Here is a 13,943-nt window from a genome sequence, read left to right as displayed (position 1 = left end):
GGGAGGTGAGTGCACGTCAATCGTTATGACAAAGGGAATTGATCCGTCCGCCATGGGCACCGCTATGAGCACCCCTTCGGAAAACCGGTAGAGAAAGCCGTGTCGTATCTCTCGACACAGCCCCGCCGTGGGCCCGACTCTTCTTCTCGGGACGACACCAGCGCGACAGGAGACAACCATGGTGAGACGAAGGACCCTGCTCACGGCCGCCGGTGGTGCGCTGCTCGGCAGCGCCCTGGCCACCGGAACGGCACGGGCCGACAGCAGCATCACCGTAACTCCCGGTACTTCCTATGGCAGTTGGGAGGGCTGGGGCACATCGCTCGCCTGGTGGGCCAATGTGTTCGGGGACCGGGACGACTTCGCGGACATCTTCTTCACCACCAAGTCCGTCACGTACGGCGGGAAGTCCCTTCCCGGGCTCGGCCTGAACATCGCCCGCTACAACCTCGGCGGATGCAGCTGGAACACCTACAACGGCTCGTCGATGGTCGCGTCGGCCAACATCCCGGCGTTCAAGCAGATCGAGGGCTACTGGCACGACTGGGCGAGCGAGGACCCCACCACCTCCTCGTGGGACTGGACCTCCGACGCCGTGCAGCGGGCGATGCTGGTCAAGGCCACCTCACGCGGGGCGATCAGCGAGCTGTTCTCCAACTCCCCGATGTGGTGGATGTGCGCCAACCACAACCCCTCGGGATCCGCGAGCGGCGGCAACAACCTCCAGTCCTGGAACTACCGTCAGCACGCGTCCTACCTGGCGAGCGTGGCCCTGTACGCAAAGAACAACTGGGGCGTCAACTTCACCTCCGTGGACGCCTTCAACGAGCCCTCTTCCGCCTGGTGGACGGCGACCGGCACCCAGGAGGGCTGCCACATCGACGCCAGTATCCAGGCCACGATCCTTGGCTATCTGCGCAGCGAACTGAACAGCCGCAGCCTGACCAGCACCCTCATCTCGGCCTCCGACGAGACCAACTACGACCTCGCCCGCACCACCTGGAACTCCTTCAGCTCCACCACGAAGGCCCTGGTCAACCGGGTCAACGTGCACGGCTACCAGGGCTCCGGCGGACGCCGCGACCTGCTCTACACCGACGTCGTCACCACCGCCGGCAAGGGCCTGTGGAACTCCGAGACCGGGGACAACGACGGCACCGGCCTCACCCTCGCCTCGAACCTCTGCCTGGACTTCCGCTGGCTCCACCCCACCGCGTGGGTCTACTGGCAGGTCATGGACCCGACCGCCAACTGGGCGCTCATCACCTACGACGCCTCCACCCTGCAGGCCGGCGCCGTCCAGACGAAGTACTACACCCTCGCCCAGTTCACCCGGCACATCCGGCCCGGCATGAAGATCCTCTCCACCGGCGTCAACAACGCCGTCGCCGCCTACGACGCCACGGCCAAGCGGCTCGTCATCGTCGCCGTCAACACCGGCGCCGCCCAGACGATCACCTTCAACCTCTCGGGCTTCACCACCGTCTCCGGCGGCACCGGGGGCGTCGTGCCCCGCTGGAACACCGTCACCGCCGGCACCGGCGATCTCTACACCGCCCACACCGACACCTATCTGTCCGGCAAGACCCTCAGTGCGGCCTTCGCCGCCGGCTCGGTCCAGACGTTCCAGATAGACAACGTGACCATCTGACCACCAGGCCCGCAGCGAACGGGTGACCCGTGGCCGCGCGACGGCCTGCCGCCCCCGGCCGGCCGTCGCGCGGCGGCATCATCGCCGAATGCGGATCCTGCTGCTGGCGACAGCCTTCAACAGCCTGACCCAGCGCGTGTTCGCCGAGCTGGGCGACCTGGGCCACACGGTGGCCGTGGAGCAGGTGGCGGACGAGGACCAGGTGCGGGCCGCGGCGGGGCGGCACGCGTCCGAGCTGATCATCGCGCCGATGCTGAGGACGGCGATCCCGCGCGACATCTGGTCGGCGCACACCTGCCTCATCGTCCATCCGGGCCCCGAGGGCGACCGCGGCCCGTCGTCGCTGGACTGGGCGATCCACGAGCGCGCCGAGCGCTGGGGCGTCACCGTCCTCCAGGCGGAGGAGGAGATGGACGCCGGGCCGGTGTGGGCGTCCGTGCCCTGCCCCGTGCCGGCCGTGGGCAAGAGCGACCTGTACCGCAACGAGGTGTCGGACGCCGCCATGGAGGCGGTGCTGCTCGCGGTGGACCGCTTCGCGTCGGGTACGTACGTCCCGCTGCCGCACCGGGGGCCGTCGCGTACCCGCCCGTACCTCAGGCAGGTGGAGCGGCGGATCGACTGGTCGGCCGATCCGACGCAGACCGTGCTGCGCAAGCTGCGGGCGGCGGACTCCCAGCCCGGCGTACGGGACGAACTGCTGGGCGAGGACTGGTTCCTGCACGGCGGGCACCCCGAGGACCGGCTGCGGGGCCGTCCCGGGGAGCTGCTCGCGACCCGGGCGGGCGCGGTGTGCCGGGCGACCTCCGACGGGGCGGTGTGGATCCCCCAGCTCCGGCACCGCCCGGCGGACGGCAGCCGGGGGATCACGCTGCCGGCGACGCTGGCGCTGGGCGACCGGCTCCGCGGCCTCGCGCCGCTGCCGGAACAGGGGCCGGAACAGGGTCCAGAACAGGGGACGGAGACCTGGACCGACATCCGTTACGCGGAGAGCGGCCCGGTCGGTGTGCTGCGGTTCTCCTTCCCCGGCGGCGCGATGAGCACCTCGCAGTGCCGCCGCCTGCTGGACGCGTACCGGTCCGCGTGCGCCCGTCCGACCTCGGTGCTGGTGCTCGGCGCGGCGCGGGACTTCTTCTCCAACGGCATCCACCTGGGCGTCATCGAGGCGGCGGCGGACCCGGCGGCGGAGTCCTGGGCCAACATCAACGCGATGGACGACCTCGCCGAGGCCGTCCTGACCACCACCGACCGCCTCGTGGTCGCCGCGCTCGGCGGCAACGCCGCGGCCGGCGGAGTGATGCTCGCCCTGGCCGCCGACGAGGTCTGGTGCCGCCGGGGCGTCGTGCTGAACCCGCACTACCGACTGATGGGGCTGTACGGATCCGAGTACTGGACGTACAGCCTCCCCCGCCGCGTGGGCACCGGCACCGCCCGCGAACTGACCCGGCGGGCACTGCCGGTGAGCGCCGCCTCGGCCGTCGGGATCGGGCTGGCGGACCGGCTGGTGGAGTGCGGCCCCGAGGCCTTCGGCGCCGAGGTGGCGCGGCTGGCGGCGCTGCTGGCCGGCACGCCGGGGCTGCAGAGCCGGATCGCCGCCAAGAAGGCCGACCTGGAGCGCCAGGAGGTGGTGAAGCCGCTGGCCGCGTACCGGGCGGCTGAGCTGGCCCGGATGCGGCGGATCTTCTTCGATCCGGACGAGCCGTACCACGCGCTGCGCCGGGCGTTCGTCCGCAAGGAACCCCTGGGGAAAGTCACCGGGACGGCCCAACTCGATGTCGCACTGCGGCGCGGTGCCGGTTACCAAGGACCGTAGAGGTCGTTATGTGGCCTTTGCCCCCCTGCCCCCAGGAGGCATCCCGATGGATGCGACAACCGCAGCAACCGCCAAGCCCGCCGTCGCCGACGAGGACGAGGCACCGATCCACATCCTGTGGATCAACGCCGGGCTCAGTTGCGACGGCGACTCGGTGTCCCTGACCGCCGCGACCAACCCGAGCATCGAGGACATCGCGCTACGAGCCCTGCCCGGCCTGCCGAAGATCGCCGTGCACTGGCCGCTGATCGACTTCGAGTGCGGTCCGGTGCAGGGCGCCGACGCGTTCATCGAGTGGTTCTTCAAGGCGGACCGCGGGGAGATCGAGCCGTTCGTGCTGGTCATCGAGGGCTCGATCCCCAACGAGGCGATCAAGGCCGAAGGCTACTGGTGCGGTTTCGGCGACAACCCCGAGACCGGCCAGCCGATGACCACCAGCGAGTGGATCGACCGCCTCGCACCCAAGGCCCTGGCCGTGGTCGCCATCGGCACCTGCGCCACCTACGGCGGCATCCACGCCATGGAGGGCAACCCGACCGGCGCCATGGGCGTGCCCGACTATCTCGGCTGGGGCTGGAAGTCCAAGGCCGGAATCCCCATCGTGTGCGTGCCCGGCTGCCCGATCCAGCCGGACAACTTCGCCGAGACGCTCACATACCTGCTGCACCAGGCCGCCGGGAACGCCCCCATGATCCCGCTGGACGACAAGCTCCGTCCGACCTGGCTGTTCGGCGCGACCGTGCACGAGGGCTGCGACCGCGCCGGGTACTACGAGCAGGGCCAGTTCGCGGAGACCTACGACTCCCCCAAGTGCCTGGTGAAGATCGGCTGCTGGGGACCGGTCGTGAAGTGCAACGTCCCCAAGCGCGGCTGGATGGACGGCATCGGCGGCTGCCCCAACGTCGGCGGCATCTGCATCGCCTGCACCATGCCGGGCTTCCCCGACATGTTCATGCCGTTCATGGACGAGCCGCCCGGCGCGAAGATCTCCAGCACGGTCAGCGGCGCGTACGGCGCGGCCATCCGCAGGCTGCGCGGCATCACGGCGAAGACCGTGGACAAGGAGCCGAAGTGGCGCCACACCGGGACCAAGCTCACCACCGGCTACCACAAGCCCTGATGACAGCCCATCAGGCCACCAGCTGCACGACCGACCGAACCTCCTGACTCCTGACGAAGGGCACGGCAGAACCGATGGCACCGAAGACGAAGGCGTCCGGAGACGGCAGCGGCCTGATGGAGATGTCCTGGGATCCGATCACCCGGATCGTGGGCAGCCTCGGCATCCACACGAAGATCGACTTCAAGCAGAAACGGGTCGCCGAGTGCTACAGCACCTCGTCGGTCTTCCGCGGCTACAGCGTCTTCATGCGCGGCAAGGACCCCCGCGACTCGCACTTCATCACCAGCCGCATCTGCGGCATCTGCGGCGACAACCACGCCACCTGCTCGGTGTACGCGCAGAACATGGCGTACGGGGTCAAGCCGCCGCACCTCGGTGAGTGGATCATCAACCTCGGCGAGTCCGCCGAGTACATGTTCGACCACAACATCTTCCAGGAGAACCTGGTCGGGGTCGACTACTGCGAGAAGATGGTCCGCGAGACCAACCCCGGCGTCCTGGAACTGGCCGAGCGCACCGAGGCCCCGCATGCCGGCGAGCACGGCTACCGCACCATCGCCGACATCATGCGCTCCCTCAACCCCCTTGAGGGCGAGTTCTACCGCGAGGCGCTGCAGGTCTCCCGCTACACCCGGGAGATGTTCTGCCTGATGGAGGGCCGGCACGTCCACCCCTCCACCCTCTACGCGGGCGGCGTCGGCACCATCGCCTCCGTACAGCTCTTCACCGACTACCTCAGCCGGCTGATGCGCTACGTGGAGTTCATGAAGCGGGTCGTCCCGCTCCACGACGACCTCTTCGACTTCTTCTACGAGGCGCTGCCCGGCTACGAGGAGGTCGGCCGCCGCCGCATCATGCTCGGCTGCTGGGGCGCCCTCAACGACCCCGACCACTGCGACTTCACGTACGCCAACATGACGGACTGGGGACGCAAGATGTTCGTCACCCCGGGCATCATCGTGGACGGCAAGCTGGTCACCAACGACCTCACCGAGATCAACCTCGGCATCCGGATCCTCCTCGGCAGCTCGTACTACCAGGACTGGGAGGGCCAGGAGCAGTTCGTCACCCACGACCCGCTCGGCAACCCGGTCGACCCGCGCCACCCGTGGAACCAGCACACCATCCCGGACCCGCAGAAGCGCGACTTCGACGGCAAGTACAGCTGGGTGATGTCCCCCCGCTGGTTCGACGGCAAGGACCACCTCGCCCTCGACACCGGCGGCGGCCCGCTGGCCCGGCTGTGGTCCACCGCGCTGTCCGGGCTGGTCGACATCGGCTACGTCAAGGCCACCGGGCAGTCGGTCATCATCAACCTGCCGCGCTCCCTCACCAAGCCGGAGACCACCTTCGAGTGGAAGATCCCGAAGTGGAGCAACGCCCTCGAACGCAACCGGGCCCGCACCTACTTCCAGGCCTACTCCGCCGCCGTCGCGCTGCACTTCGCCGAGAAGGGCCTCGAGGAGGTACGCGCCGGGCGCACCCAGACCTGGGAGAAGTTCGAGGTCCCCGACGAGGGCATCGGCGTCGGCTTCACCGAGGCCGTACGCGGCGTCCTGTCCCACCACATGGTGATCCGCGACGGCAAGATCGCCAACTACCACCCTTACCCGCCGACCCCGTGGAACGCCAGCGTCCGCGACTCCTTCGGCACCCCCGGGCCCTACGAGGACGCCGTGCAGAACACGCCGATCTTCGAGGAGAACCCGCCCGAGAACTTCAAGGGCATCGACATCATGCGCGCCGTGCGCAGCTTCGACCCCTGTCTGCCCTGCGGCGTCCACATGTACGTCGGCGGCGGCAAGACCGTCGAGAAGATGCACGTCCCCACCGGGCTGAGCGGCATGGGCGGATGAGCGCGGAAGCGACAGGCCGTCGCGTCGAGGAGGTCCTGGACCGCCTCGACGCGACCGGCGACGCCGCCGTGAACCAGGCCGCCGAGGAGCTGGTACGGGTCCTGATGGACCTCTACGGCACCGGGCTGGCCCGTGTCGTCGAACTCGTGGGCGGCAAAGACGTCGGTGCCCTCGACGCGCTGCTGGCCGACGAGGTCGTCACCGGCCTTCTCGTCCTCCACGACCTCCACCCCGAGGACACCCGCACCCGGGTCGGCCGCGCCCTCACCGCGGCGGGCGCCACGGGCGCCACCGTCCTGCACCTCGACGAGGCCTCGGGCACGCTGCGGTTGCGCACCGAGGCCGAGTCGGGCGGCGGCTGCGGTTGCGGCAGCGCCCCCGACGCGGACCGGCAGCGTATCGACGCCGCCATCGCCGCCTACGCCCCCGAGATCACCCACGTCGAAGTGGAACAGGCGGAACCCGCCGCCCGGGAGCCGGTGCTGCTCCAGATCGGCCGTGGGCCGGGAGCGTCATGAGCCGCTCGCTGCGCCGCTTCCTCGAACCCGCGCCGCCCGCACCGCCCGCGCCCGAGGTGTGCGAGCTGTGCGGGGCGGGGCTGCCGGAGGAGCACCGGCACATGGCCGACGCCGAGAAGCGCTCGCTGGCCTGCGTGTGCACCGGGTGCGCTCTGCTCTTCGACCGCCCGGGGGCGGGCGAGGGGCGGTTCAGGACGGTGCCGGACCGCATTCTCCGCGACGAGGAGACCGGCCCGGACGCCCAGGCGTGGGCGGCGCTGGGGATCCCGGTGGGGGTCGCCTTCTTCTTCCACCACTCCGGGCTGGACCGTCCGGTCGGGCTGTATCCGAGCCCGGCCGGGGCCACCGAGACCGACCTCGACCCTGCCGTGTGGGAGCGCACGCTCGGCGGCTCGGCGCTGGTGCGGCTGATGACGCCCGACGTGGAGGCACTGCTCGTACGCCACCAGGAGCGCGAGGGCGAGAGCCAGTGCTTCCTGGTGCCCGTGGACATGGCGTACGAGCTGGTGGGCCGGCTGCGCCTGCACTGGCAGGGCTTCGACGGCGGCTCCCGGGCCAGAGCGGAGATCGCCGCGTTCTTCGACGACCTCGAACGCCGGGCCACCCCGGCACCCCAGACGAACGGACGCCCATGACCGAGCAGTTGTCCTTCGAGTGCGTCGGCGTCCGGGCCGATCCGTACGCGGCGGGCCCCACGTTGATCTTCCGGCTGCGGATCACCGCGAGCGGCGGCGAGCGCGTGCACGCCATCGCGCTGCGCTGCCAGATGCGTATCGAGCCAGCGCAGCGCGGCTACGCGCAGGAGGAGGCGGACCGGCTGAGCGACCTGTTCGGCGAGCGGTCGCGCTGGCACAGCTCGATGCAGCCGGTGCAGTTCGCGCAGGTGTCGGTCGTGGTCCCGGGCTTCAGCGGGGAGACCGAGGTGGATGTGCCGGTGCCCTGTACGTACGACATGGACATCGCGTCGGCCAGGTACTTCGCCGCGCTGGCGGACGGCGAGGTGCCGCTCCTGCTGCTCTTCTCGGGCACGGCCTTCTGCGGAGCTGGGGGCTTTTCGGTGCGGCCGGTGCCGTGGGACAAGGAGGCGACCTGTCGCCTGCCGGTGGCGGTGTGGCGGGAGATGATGGAGCAGCACTTCCCCGGCTGCGGCTGGATCCGGGTGCCGCGCGCCGGGATGGAGGCGCTGCTCGCCTACCGTTCGCGGCACGCGCTGCCCTCGTGGGAGGCGACGGTCGAGGCACTGCTGGCCGCCGTGCCTTCTTGTGAGGCTCTTGAGGGGACGGCGTCATGACGGCCCCGCTCACTTCCACCCGGCCCCTGTTCGGCACCGCCCGCAAGGTCGCGGACGCCGTGCTCTTCGAGGGGTACGTCCTCTACCCGTACCGGGCGTCGGCGGCGAAGAACCGGATGCGCTGGCAGTTCGGCGTCCTCGCGCCCCCCGCGTGGGCGGCGGCGTCCGGCGAACCGGCCGCGCAGCGCACCCAGATCCTGATGGAACCGCGCGCCGGGGCGGTGCTCCACGCCGAGCTGCGCTTCCTGCACGCCCAGCGCCGCACCGTCGAACGGGCCCTGGACGGCGGTCGGTTCGAGGCGACGGACGAACTGCCGCTGCCCGACCGGGTGCTCGTGCCGTGGGACGAGGGCGTCGAGGACCGCGTCGAGCTGTCGGTGGACGTCGACGCGCTCGGCGGCGACGGCTTGGTGCTGCCCTTCTCCCGCCCCGCGCACACCGGGACGGAGCAGGTCGCGGACGCCGACGGGCGCACGGTCGGCCGGATCGTACGCCGCCGGGAACCGCTGGAGGGCGTCGTACGGATCACCGCCGAGGAACTCCCGGGCCCGTACCGGGTGCTGCGGCTCACCGCGACCGTCGAGAACACCGGCGACGGCACGGCCGCCGCCCGCGAGGACGCCCTGTCCCACGCGCTGATCTCGGCCCACCTGATGCTGGCCCTGACGGCGGGCTCCTTCATCTCGATGACCGACCCGCCGGAGTGGGCCAGAGCCGCCGTCGCCGAGTGCCGCAACGAGCACACCTGGCCGGTGCTGGCGGGCGAGGACGGGGCCGCCGATGTCGTGCTGTCCTCCCCGATCATCCTGGAGGACCACCCGCAGATCGCCCCGGAGAGCCCCGGCCAGCTCTACGACGCCACCGAGATCGACGAAATCCTCGCTCTGCGCACCGCCGCCCTCACCGACGACGAGAAACGTCAGGCGCGCGGCACCGACGACCGGGCCGCCGCCGTCATCGACCTCGCCGACTCCATGCCCCCGGAAGTGCTGGAGCGGCTGCACGGGGCCGTACGGGCGCTGCGCGAGGTCACCGGCCCGGCGACCGCCGCGCCCGACGTGACCTCGCCCGACACCCCCTGGTGGGACCCCGGCGCCGACGCCTCCGTCGATCCCGCCCGTGACCGGGTCATGGTCGAGGGCGTGTCCGTGGGCGCGGGCAGCCGTGTCGTCCTGCGTCCGGGGCTGCGGCGCAGCGACGCCCAGGACCTGTTCCTGCACGGCCGCACCGCCGTGGTGGAGGCGGTCCTGCACGACGTGGACGGGGCGGTGCACCTCGCGGTGACCGTGGAGGGCGACCCGGGCGCGGAGGTGCGCCGGGAGCAGGGCCGCTTCCTGTACTTCCAGCCGGACGAGCTGGCCCCGGTGGAGGACTCATGACCACGGCTCTGGACCGCGTGCTCGTGGCGGGCATCGGCAACATCTTCGCCGGGGACGACGGCTTCGGCGTCGAGGCGGTACGCCGGCTGTCCGAGCACGATCTCCCGGGCCACGTCGAGCTCTCCGACACCGGCGTACGCGGTGTGCACCTGGCCTACCAGCTCCTGGAGGGCTACGACACCGCCGTCCTCCTGGACGCCGCCCAGCGCGGCGGCCCGCCCGGCACCGTCTACCTCATCGAGGCGGCGGCCGAGGCCGGGACGGGCCTGCTGATGGACGGCCACCGGATGACACCGGACACCGTGCTGGCCCTGCTGGACAACCTCAGCGCGAGCACCGGCGGCAGCAGACCGCGCCGGGTGCTCGTCGTGGGCTGTGAACCGGCCTGCCTGGACGACGGCATCGGGCTCAGCGCGCCCGTCGCCGCCGCCGTGGACGAGGCCGTACGGCTCGTGCTGGACCTGCTCGACCAATGACGAAGCTGACGAAGGAGCACATGACCATGCGGACCATGCGGAAGATCCTGCTCGGTGCGGCGGCGGCAGCGGCAGGCTACGTCCTCGTCTCGAACCTGCCCGACGTCAGGCGGTATCTGAGGATTTCGACGATGTGAGGGCCGAACGGGCGTAGGCCGACACCCCCGGCGGCGTGGCTGACCGGCGGCACCCCGCCCGCTTCCTCTAATGAGGACGATGCACGAGATGTCCATCGCCATGGCAGTGGTGGGGCAGGTGGAGGAAGCGGCGGGCCCCGGCGGGACCCGGGCCGTGGAGTCCGTACGGCTCCGGGTCGGCGAGCTGGCGGGGGTCGTACCCGACGCCCTCCGGTTCTGCTTCGAACTCGTCTGCGCCGGAACCGTCCTGGACGGGGCCGAGCTGTCCTTCGACCCCGTGCCGGGGCGCGCCCGGTGCGGGCCCTGCGCGTGGGAGTGGGACACCGGGATGCCGCCGCACCTGTGCTGCCCGAAGTGCGACGGAGCGGCGGCCGAGCTGGTGTCGGGGCGCGAACTGCGGATCACCGAGGTGCGCTGGGCGCCCGAGCCCCAGCCCGCTGTCGATAGGGAGTGAGAGCGATGTGCCGTGTCGAGGACCTTCAGCGGGCGGTGCTCGCCAAGAACGACCGGGGCGCCGAGGCGCTGCGTAAGGATCTCGCGGCTCGCGGGACCGTCATTGTCAACCTGCTGTCCAGCCCGGGCAGCGGGAAGACCGCCCTGCTGGAGGCCGAGCTGACCCTCGCCCGGCGGCGCGGGGTGCCGGTGGCCGCCCTCACGGCCGACCTGGCGACCGAGAACGACGCGACCCGGCTGGCCCGTTCGGGCGTTCCGGTGAAGCAGGTGCTCACCGACGGGCTGTGCCACCTGGAGGCGGACATGCTGCGCTCGCACGTCGAGGGGTGGCTGCCGGATGACACCCGGCTGCTCTTCGTCGAGAACGTCGGCAATCTGGTCTGCCCGGCCTCCTACGACCTCGGGGAGTCGCTGCGGGTGGCTCTGGCCTCGGTCACCGAGGGCGAGGACAAGCCGCTGAAGTACCCGTCCGCCTTCGGGCTGGCGCAGCTGGTGATCGTGACGAAGACGGACATCGCCGAGGCCGTCGGATTCGACGAGGCCACCTTCCTGGGCAACGTACGGCAGGTCAACCCGGGGGTCGAGGTGATCCGCACCTCCGCACGGACCGGCGAGGGCGCCGGCGGGCTGCTGGAGCGGGCGATGGCCGTGCAGGCGGGCGCCGACGTCCACCGGCCGGTGATGGCCCGCCAGGCCGTCGGGCACTCCCACGGCCACAGCCACAGCCACTCCCACTGATGACCGCCCCGGAGGAGACCGTCGTGGACCGCCGCCGCGTCACCGTGCGCGGCGTGGTCCAGGGCGTCGGCTTCCGGCCCTTCGTCTACGGTCTCGCCCGCGAACTGGGGCTGTCCGGGTACGTCACCAACACCGGCCAGGGCGTGGTCGCCGAGGTCGAGGGGCATCCGGGCGCGGTCGGCGCGTTCTGCGAGCGGATCGGCTCGGACGCGCCGCCGCTGGCCGTCGTCGAGTCGGTGACGCACCTGGCGGTGGCCGTCGCCGGGGGAATCGGCTTCTCCATCGCCCCGTCCCGCGCGGGCGGCGCGGCCCGCACCCTGGTCTCGCCGGACACCGCCACCTGCGCCGACTGCCTGGCCGAGCTGTCCGACCCGGCCGACCGCCGCTACCGGCACCCCTTCATCACCTGTACGCACTGCGGGCCGCGCTTCACCATCGTCACGGCCCTGCCGTACGACCGGGCGAACACCACGATGGCCGGCTTCCCGCTGTGCGCCCGGTGCGAGCGGGAGTACACCGACCCCGCCGACCGCCGCTTCCACGCCCAGCCGGTCTCCTGCCACGACTGCGGGCCACGGCTGCGGCTGGTGGTACCGGGCCTGCCCGACGTACCCGATCCGGTGGCGCGGGCCCGGGGGCTGCTCGCGCGGGGCGCGATCCTCGCCGTCAAGGGGCTGGGCGGCTATCACCTGGCCTGTGACGCGGCCGACGAGGAGGCGGTCCGGCGACTGCGGCTGCGCAAGGGGCGGGGCGACAAACCGTTCGCGCTGATGGCGCGGGACATCGCCGACGTCGAGCGGCTGGCGCACCTCGATCCCGCCGAGCGGGAGCTGCTGACCGGCAACCGGCGGCCGATCGTGCTGCTGCGCCGCCGCCCCGGCCGCCACGACGGGCTGGCCGAGGCCGTCGCCCCGCGCTGCGCGGACCTCGGGTTCATGCTCGCGTACACCCCGCTGCACCACCTGCTCCTCGGGCTGCCCGGCGACCCGCCGGGGCCGCGCCTGCTGGTGATGACCAGCGGCAACCTCGGCGGCGAGCCCATCGTCACCGACGACGCCGAGGCCCTGGCCCGGCTCGCCCCGCTCGCCGACGGCTGGCTCACCCACGACCGGCCCATCCATGTCCCCTGCGACGACTCCGTGGTCCGCGTCTGCGACGGCGAGGAGCTGCCGGTGCGCCGCTCGCGCGGCTACGCGCCCCTCCCGGTCCCCCTGCCCGTACCGGTCGCCGCCGCGCTCGCGGTCGGCGGCGACCTGAAGAACACCTTCTGCCTCGGCGAGGGACGCCACGCCTGGATGTCGGCGCACATCGGCGACATGGACGACCTCGCCACCCTCACCGCCTTCGACGGCGCGGTGCGGCAGTTGACCGCCGTCACCGGCGTCGTGCCCGGCCTGCTGGCCGCCGACCGCCACCCCGGCTACCGCTCGGCGGGCTGGGCCGCGCGCACGGCCGCCGGCCGGCCCGTCCACCGGGTGCAGCACCACCACGCCCACGTCGCCGCCGCCATGGCGGAAGCCGGGCTGGACGGCGGCCGTCCGGTGATCGGCGTCGCCTTCGACGGCACGGGGTACGGCGACGACGGCGCGGTGTGGGGCGGCGAGTTCCTGCTCGCCGACTACGACGGCTACCGCCGCTTCGCCCACCTCGGTTACGTACCGCTCCCCGGAGGCGACGCCGCCGTCCGCCGCCCCTACCGGATGGCGCTCGCCCACCTGTACGCGGCGGGGCTGCCCTGGGCGGCCGGTCTGCCGTGCGTCGCGGCCTGCCCGGAGGACGAACGGCGGTTGCTGGCCCGGCAGTTGGAGCGGGGGCTGAACTGCGTGCCGACGTCCAGCATGGGGCGGCTCTTCGATGCGGTGTCCTCGCTTGCCGGGGTCTGCCACGAAGCGGGGTACGAGGCGCAGGCGGCGGTGGAGCTGGAGGCGGCGGCGGTCGCGCACGGCGAACTTCCGGAGGACGGCTATGCGTTCGCGCTCCGGGAAGCCCTGCCGAGTGGGCAGCTGCCCGCTCGGGGCGCGTTGCCGCCCGCCGCCGTTCGCCGGGTTGCGCAGCCCGCCGGCTGCGCTTGTCCTCAATCGCCGGACGGGCTGAATTCAGCCCGTCCGGCGATTGAGGACGGAACCGGGAGCCGGACGGACCCGGCGAACCATTCCGGTCAGCGCACTGGGCACATCCCCCTGCCGCTCATCGCCGACCCCGCGCCCGTGCTGGCCGCTGTAGTCGCCGACCTGCGCGCGGGCGTACCGGTATCCACGGTCTCGGCGCGCTTCCACGCAGCCGTGGCCGACCTGGTCCGCCGGGTCTGCGCCGACGCCCGCGAACGGCACGGCCTGGAGACGGTGGCGCTCACCGGCGGGGTCTTCGCCAACGCCGTGCTGTCCGCCGCCTGCGCCCGAGGGCTGAGGCAGGACGGTTTCACGGTGCTGCGGCACCGCCTCGTCCCGCCCAACGACGGCGGGCTGGCGCTGGGCCAGCTCGTGATCGCCGCACGTAGACACCCATAGCCGC

The 13,943-nt window shown here is 71.9% G+C and carries 13 protein-coding genes; all 13 read left to right on the top strand.

The window, feature by feature from the left end; translation table 11 throughout:
* The first annotated feature begins 178 nt into the window (after positions 1-178).
* Positions 179-1,651: a beta-1,6-galactanase gene (locus OG607_RS25390; RefSeq protein WP_405727764.1), complete on the top strand. Its 1,473-nt coding sequence runs from the start codon at positions 179-181 to the stop codon at positions 1,649-1,651.
* A gap of 88 nt (positions 1,652-1,739) precedes the next feature.
* Complete coding sequence (locus tag OG607_RS25385; protein ID WP_405727761.1) at positions 1,740-3,461, top strand: hydrogenase maturation protein; 1,722 nt, start codon at positions 1,740-1,742, stop codon at positions 3,459-3,461.
* 46 nt (positions 3,462-3,507) lie between these two features.
* Complete coding sequence (locus tag OG607_RS25380; protein ID WP_405727758.1) at positions 3,508-4,581, top strand: hydrogenase expression protein HypE; 1,074 nt, start codon at positions 3,508-3,510, stop codon at positions 4,579-4,581.
* 74 nt (positions 4,582-4,655) lie between these two features.
* On the top strand, positions 4,656-6,440 hold the full coding sequence (locus tag OG607_RS25375) for a nickel-dependent hydrogenase large subunit (RefSeq protein WP_405727755.1): 1,785 nt from the start codon (positions 4,656-4,658) through the stop codon (positions 6,438-6,440).
* Entirely contained in the window at positions 6,437-6,958 is a 522-nt protein-coding gene (locus OG607_RS25370) for a hypothetical protein (protein WP_405727752.1), read from the top strand. The genes OG607_RS25375 and OG607_RS25370 overlap by 4 nt, the downstream gene beginning before the upstream one ends.
* On the top strand, positions 6,955-7,593 hold the full coding sequence (locus OG607_RS25365; RefSeq protein WP_405727749.1) for a DUF5947 family protein: 639 nt from the start codon (positions 6,955-6,957) through the stop codon (positions 7,591-7,593). Before OG607_RS25370 ends, OG607_RS25365 begins: the two co-directional genes overlap by 4 nt.
* Positions 7,590-8,249, top strand: coding sequence for a DUF6084 family protein (locus OG607_RS25360; protein WP_405727746.1), 660 nt, complete (start codon positions 7,590-7,592; stop codon positions 8,247-8,249). The genes OG607_RS25365 and OG607_RS25360 overlap by 4 nt, the downstream gene beginning before the upstream one ends.
* Positions 8,246-9,628, top strand: coding sequence for a hypothetical protein (locus OG607_RS25355; protein WP_405727743.1), 1,383 nt, complete (start codon positions 8,246-8,248; stop codon positions 9,626-9,628). The genes OG607_RS25360 and OG607_RS25355 overlap by 4 nt, the downstream gene beginning before the upstream one ends.
* Positions 9,625-10,104, top strand: coding sequence for a hydrogenase maturation protease (locus OG607_RS25350; RefSeq protein ID WP_405727740.1), 480 nt, complete (start codon positions 9,625-9,627; stop codon positions 10,102-10,104). Before OG607_RS25355 ends, OG607_RS25350 begins: the two co-directional genes overlap by 4 nt.
* A 20-nt stretch (positions 10,105-10,124) precedes the next feature.
* The gene (locus OG607_RS25345; RefSeq protein ID WP_405727737.1) at positions 10,125-10,241 is read left to right on the top strand and encodes a DUF6893 family small protein; all 117 of its coding nucleotides are present in this window, start codon (positions 10,125-10,127) and stop codon (positions 10,239-10,241) included.
* Positions 10,242-10,320: 79 nt separating this feature from the next.
* On the top strand, positions 10,321-10,695 hold the full coding sequence (locus OG607_RS25340) for a hydrogenase maturation nickel metallochaperone HypA (RefSeq protein ID WP_405727734.1): 375 nt from the start codon (positions 10,321-10,323) through the stop codon (positions 10,693-10,695).
* Positions 10,696-10,700: 5 nt separating this feature from the next.
* Positions 10,701-11,432 carry a hydrogenase nickel incorporation protein HypB gene (hypB, locus tag OG607_RS25335; RefSeq protein ID WP_405727731.1) on the top strand — a complete coding sequence of 244 codons (732 nt, stop codon included), beginning with the start codon at positions 10,701-10,703 and terminating at the stop codon, positions 11,430-11,432.
* The gene (hypF, locus tag OG607_RS25330) at positions 11,432-13,939 is read left to right on the top strand and encodes a carbamoyltransferase HypF (RefSeq protein WP_405727728.1); all 2,508 of its coding nucleotides are present in this window, start codon (positions 11,432-11,434) and stop codon (positions 13,937-13,939) included. The genes hypB and hypF overlap by 1 nt, the downstream gene beginning before the upstream one ends.
* Positions 13,940-13,943 lie beyond the last annotated feature (4 nt).

The sequence above is a fragment of the Streptomyces sp. NBC_01537 genome, assembly GCF_045040445.1.
GTDB lineage: Bacteria > Actinomycetota > Actinomycetes > Streptomycetales > Streptomycetaceae > Actinacidiphila.
This window is presented reverse-complemented; position numbering and strand designations above follow the sequence as displayed.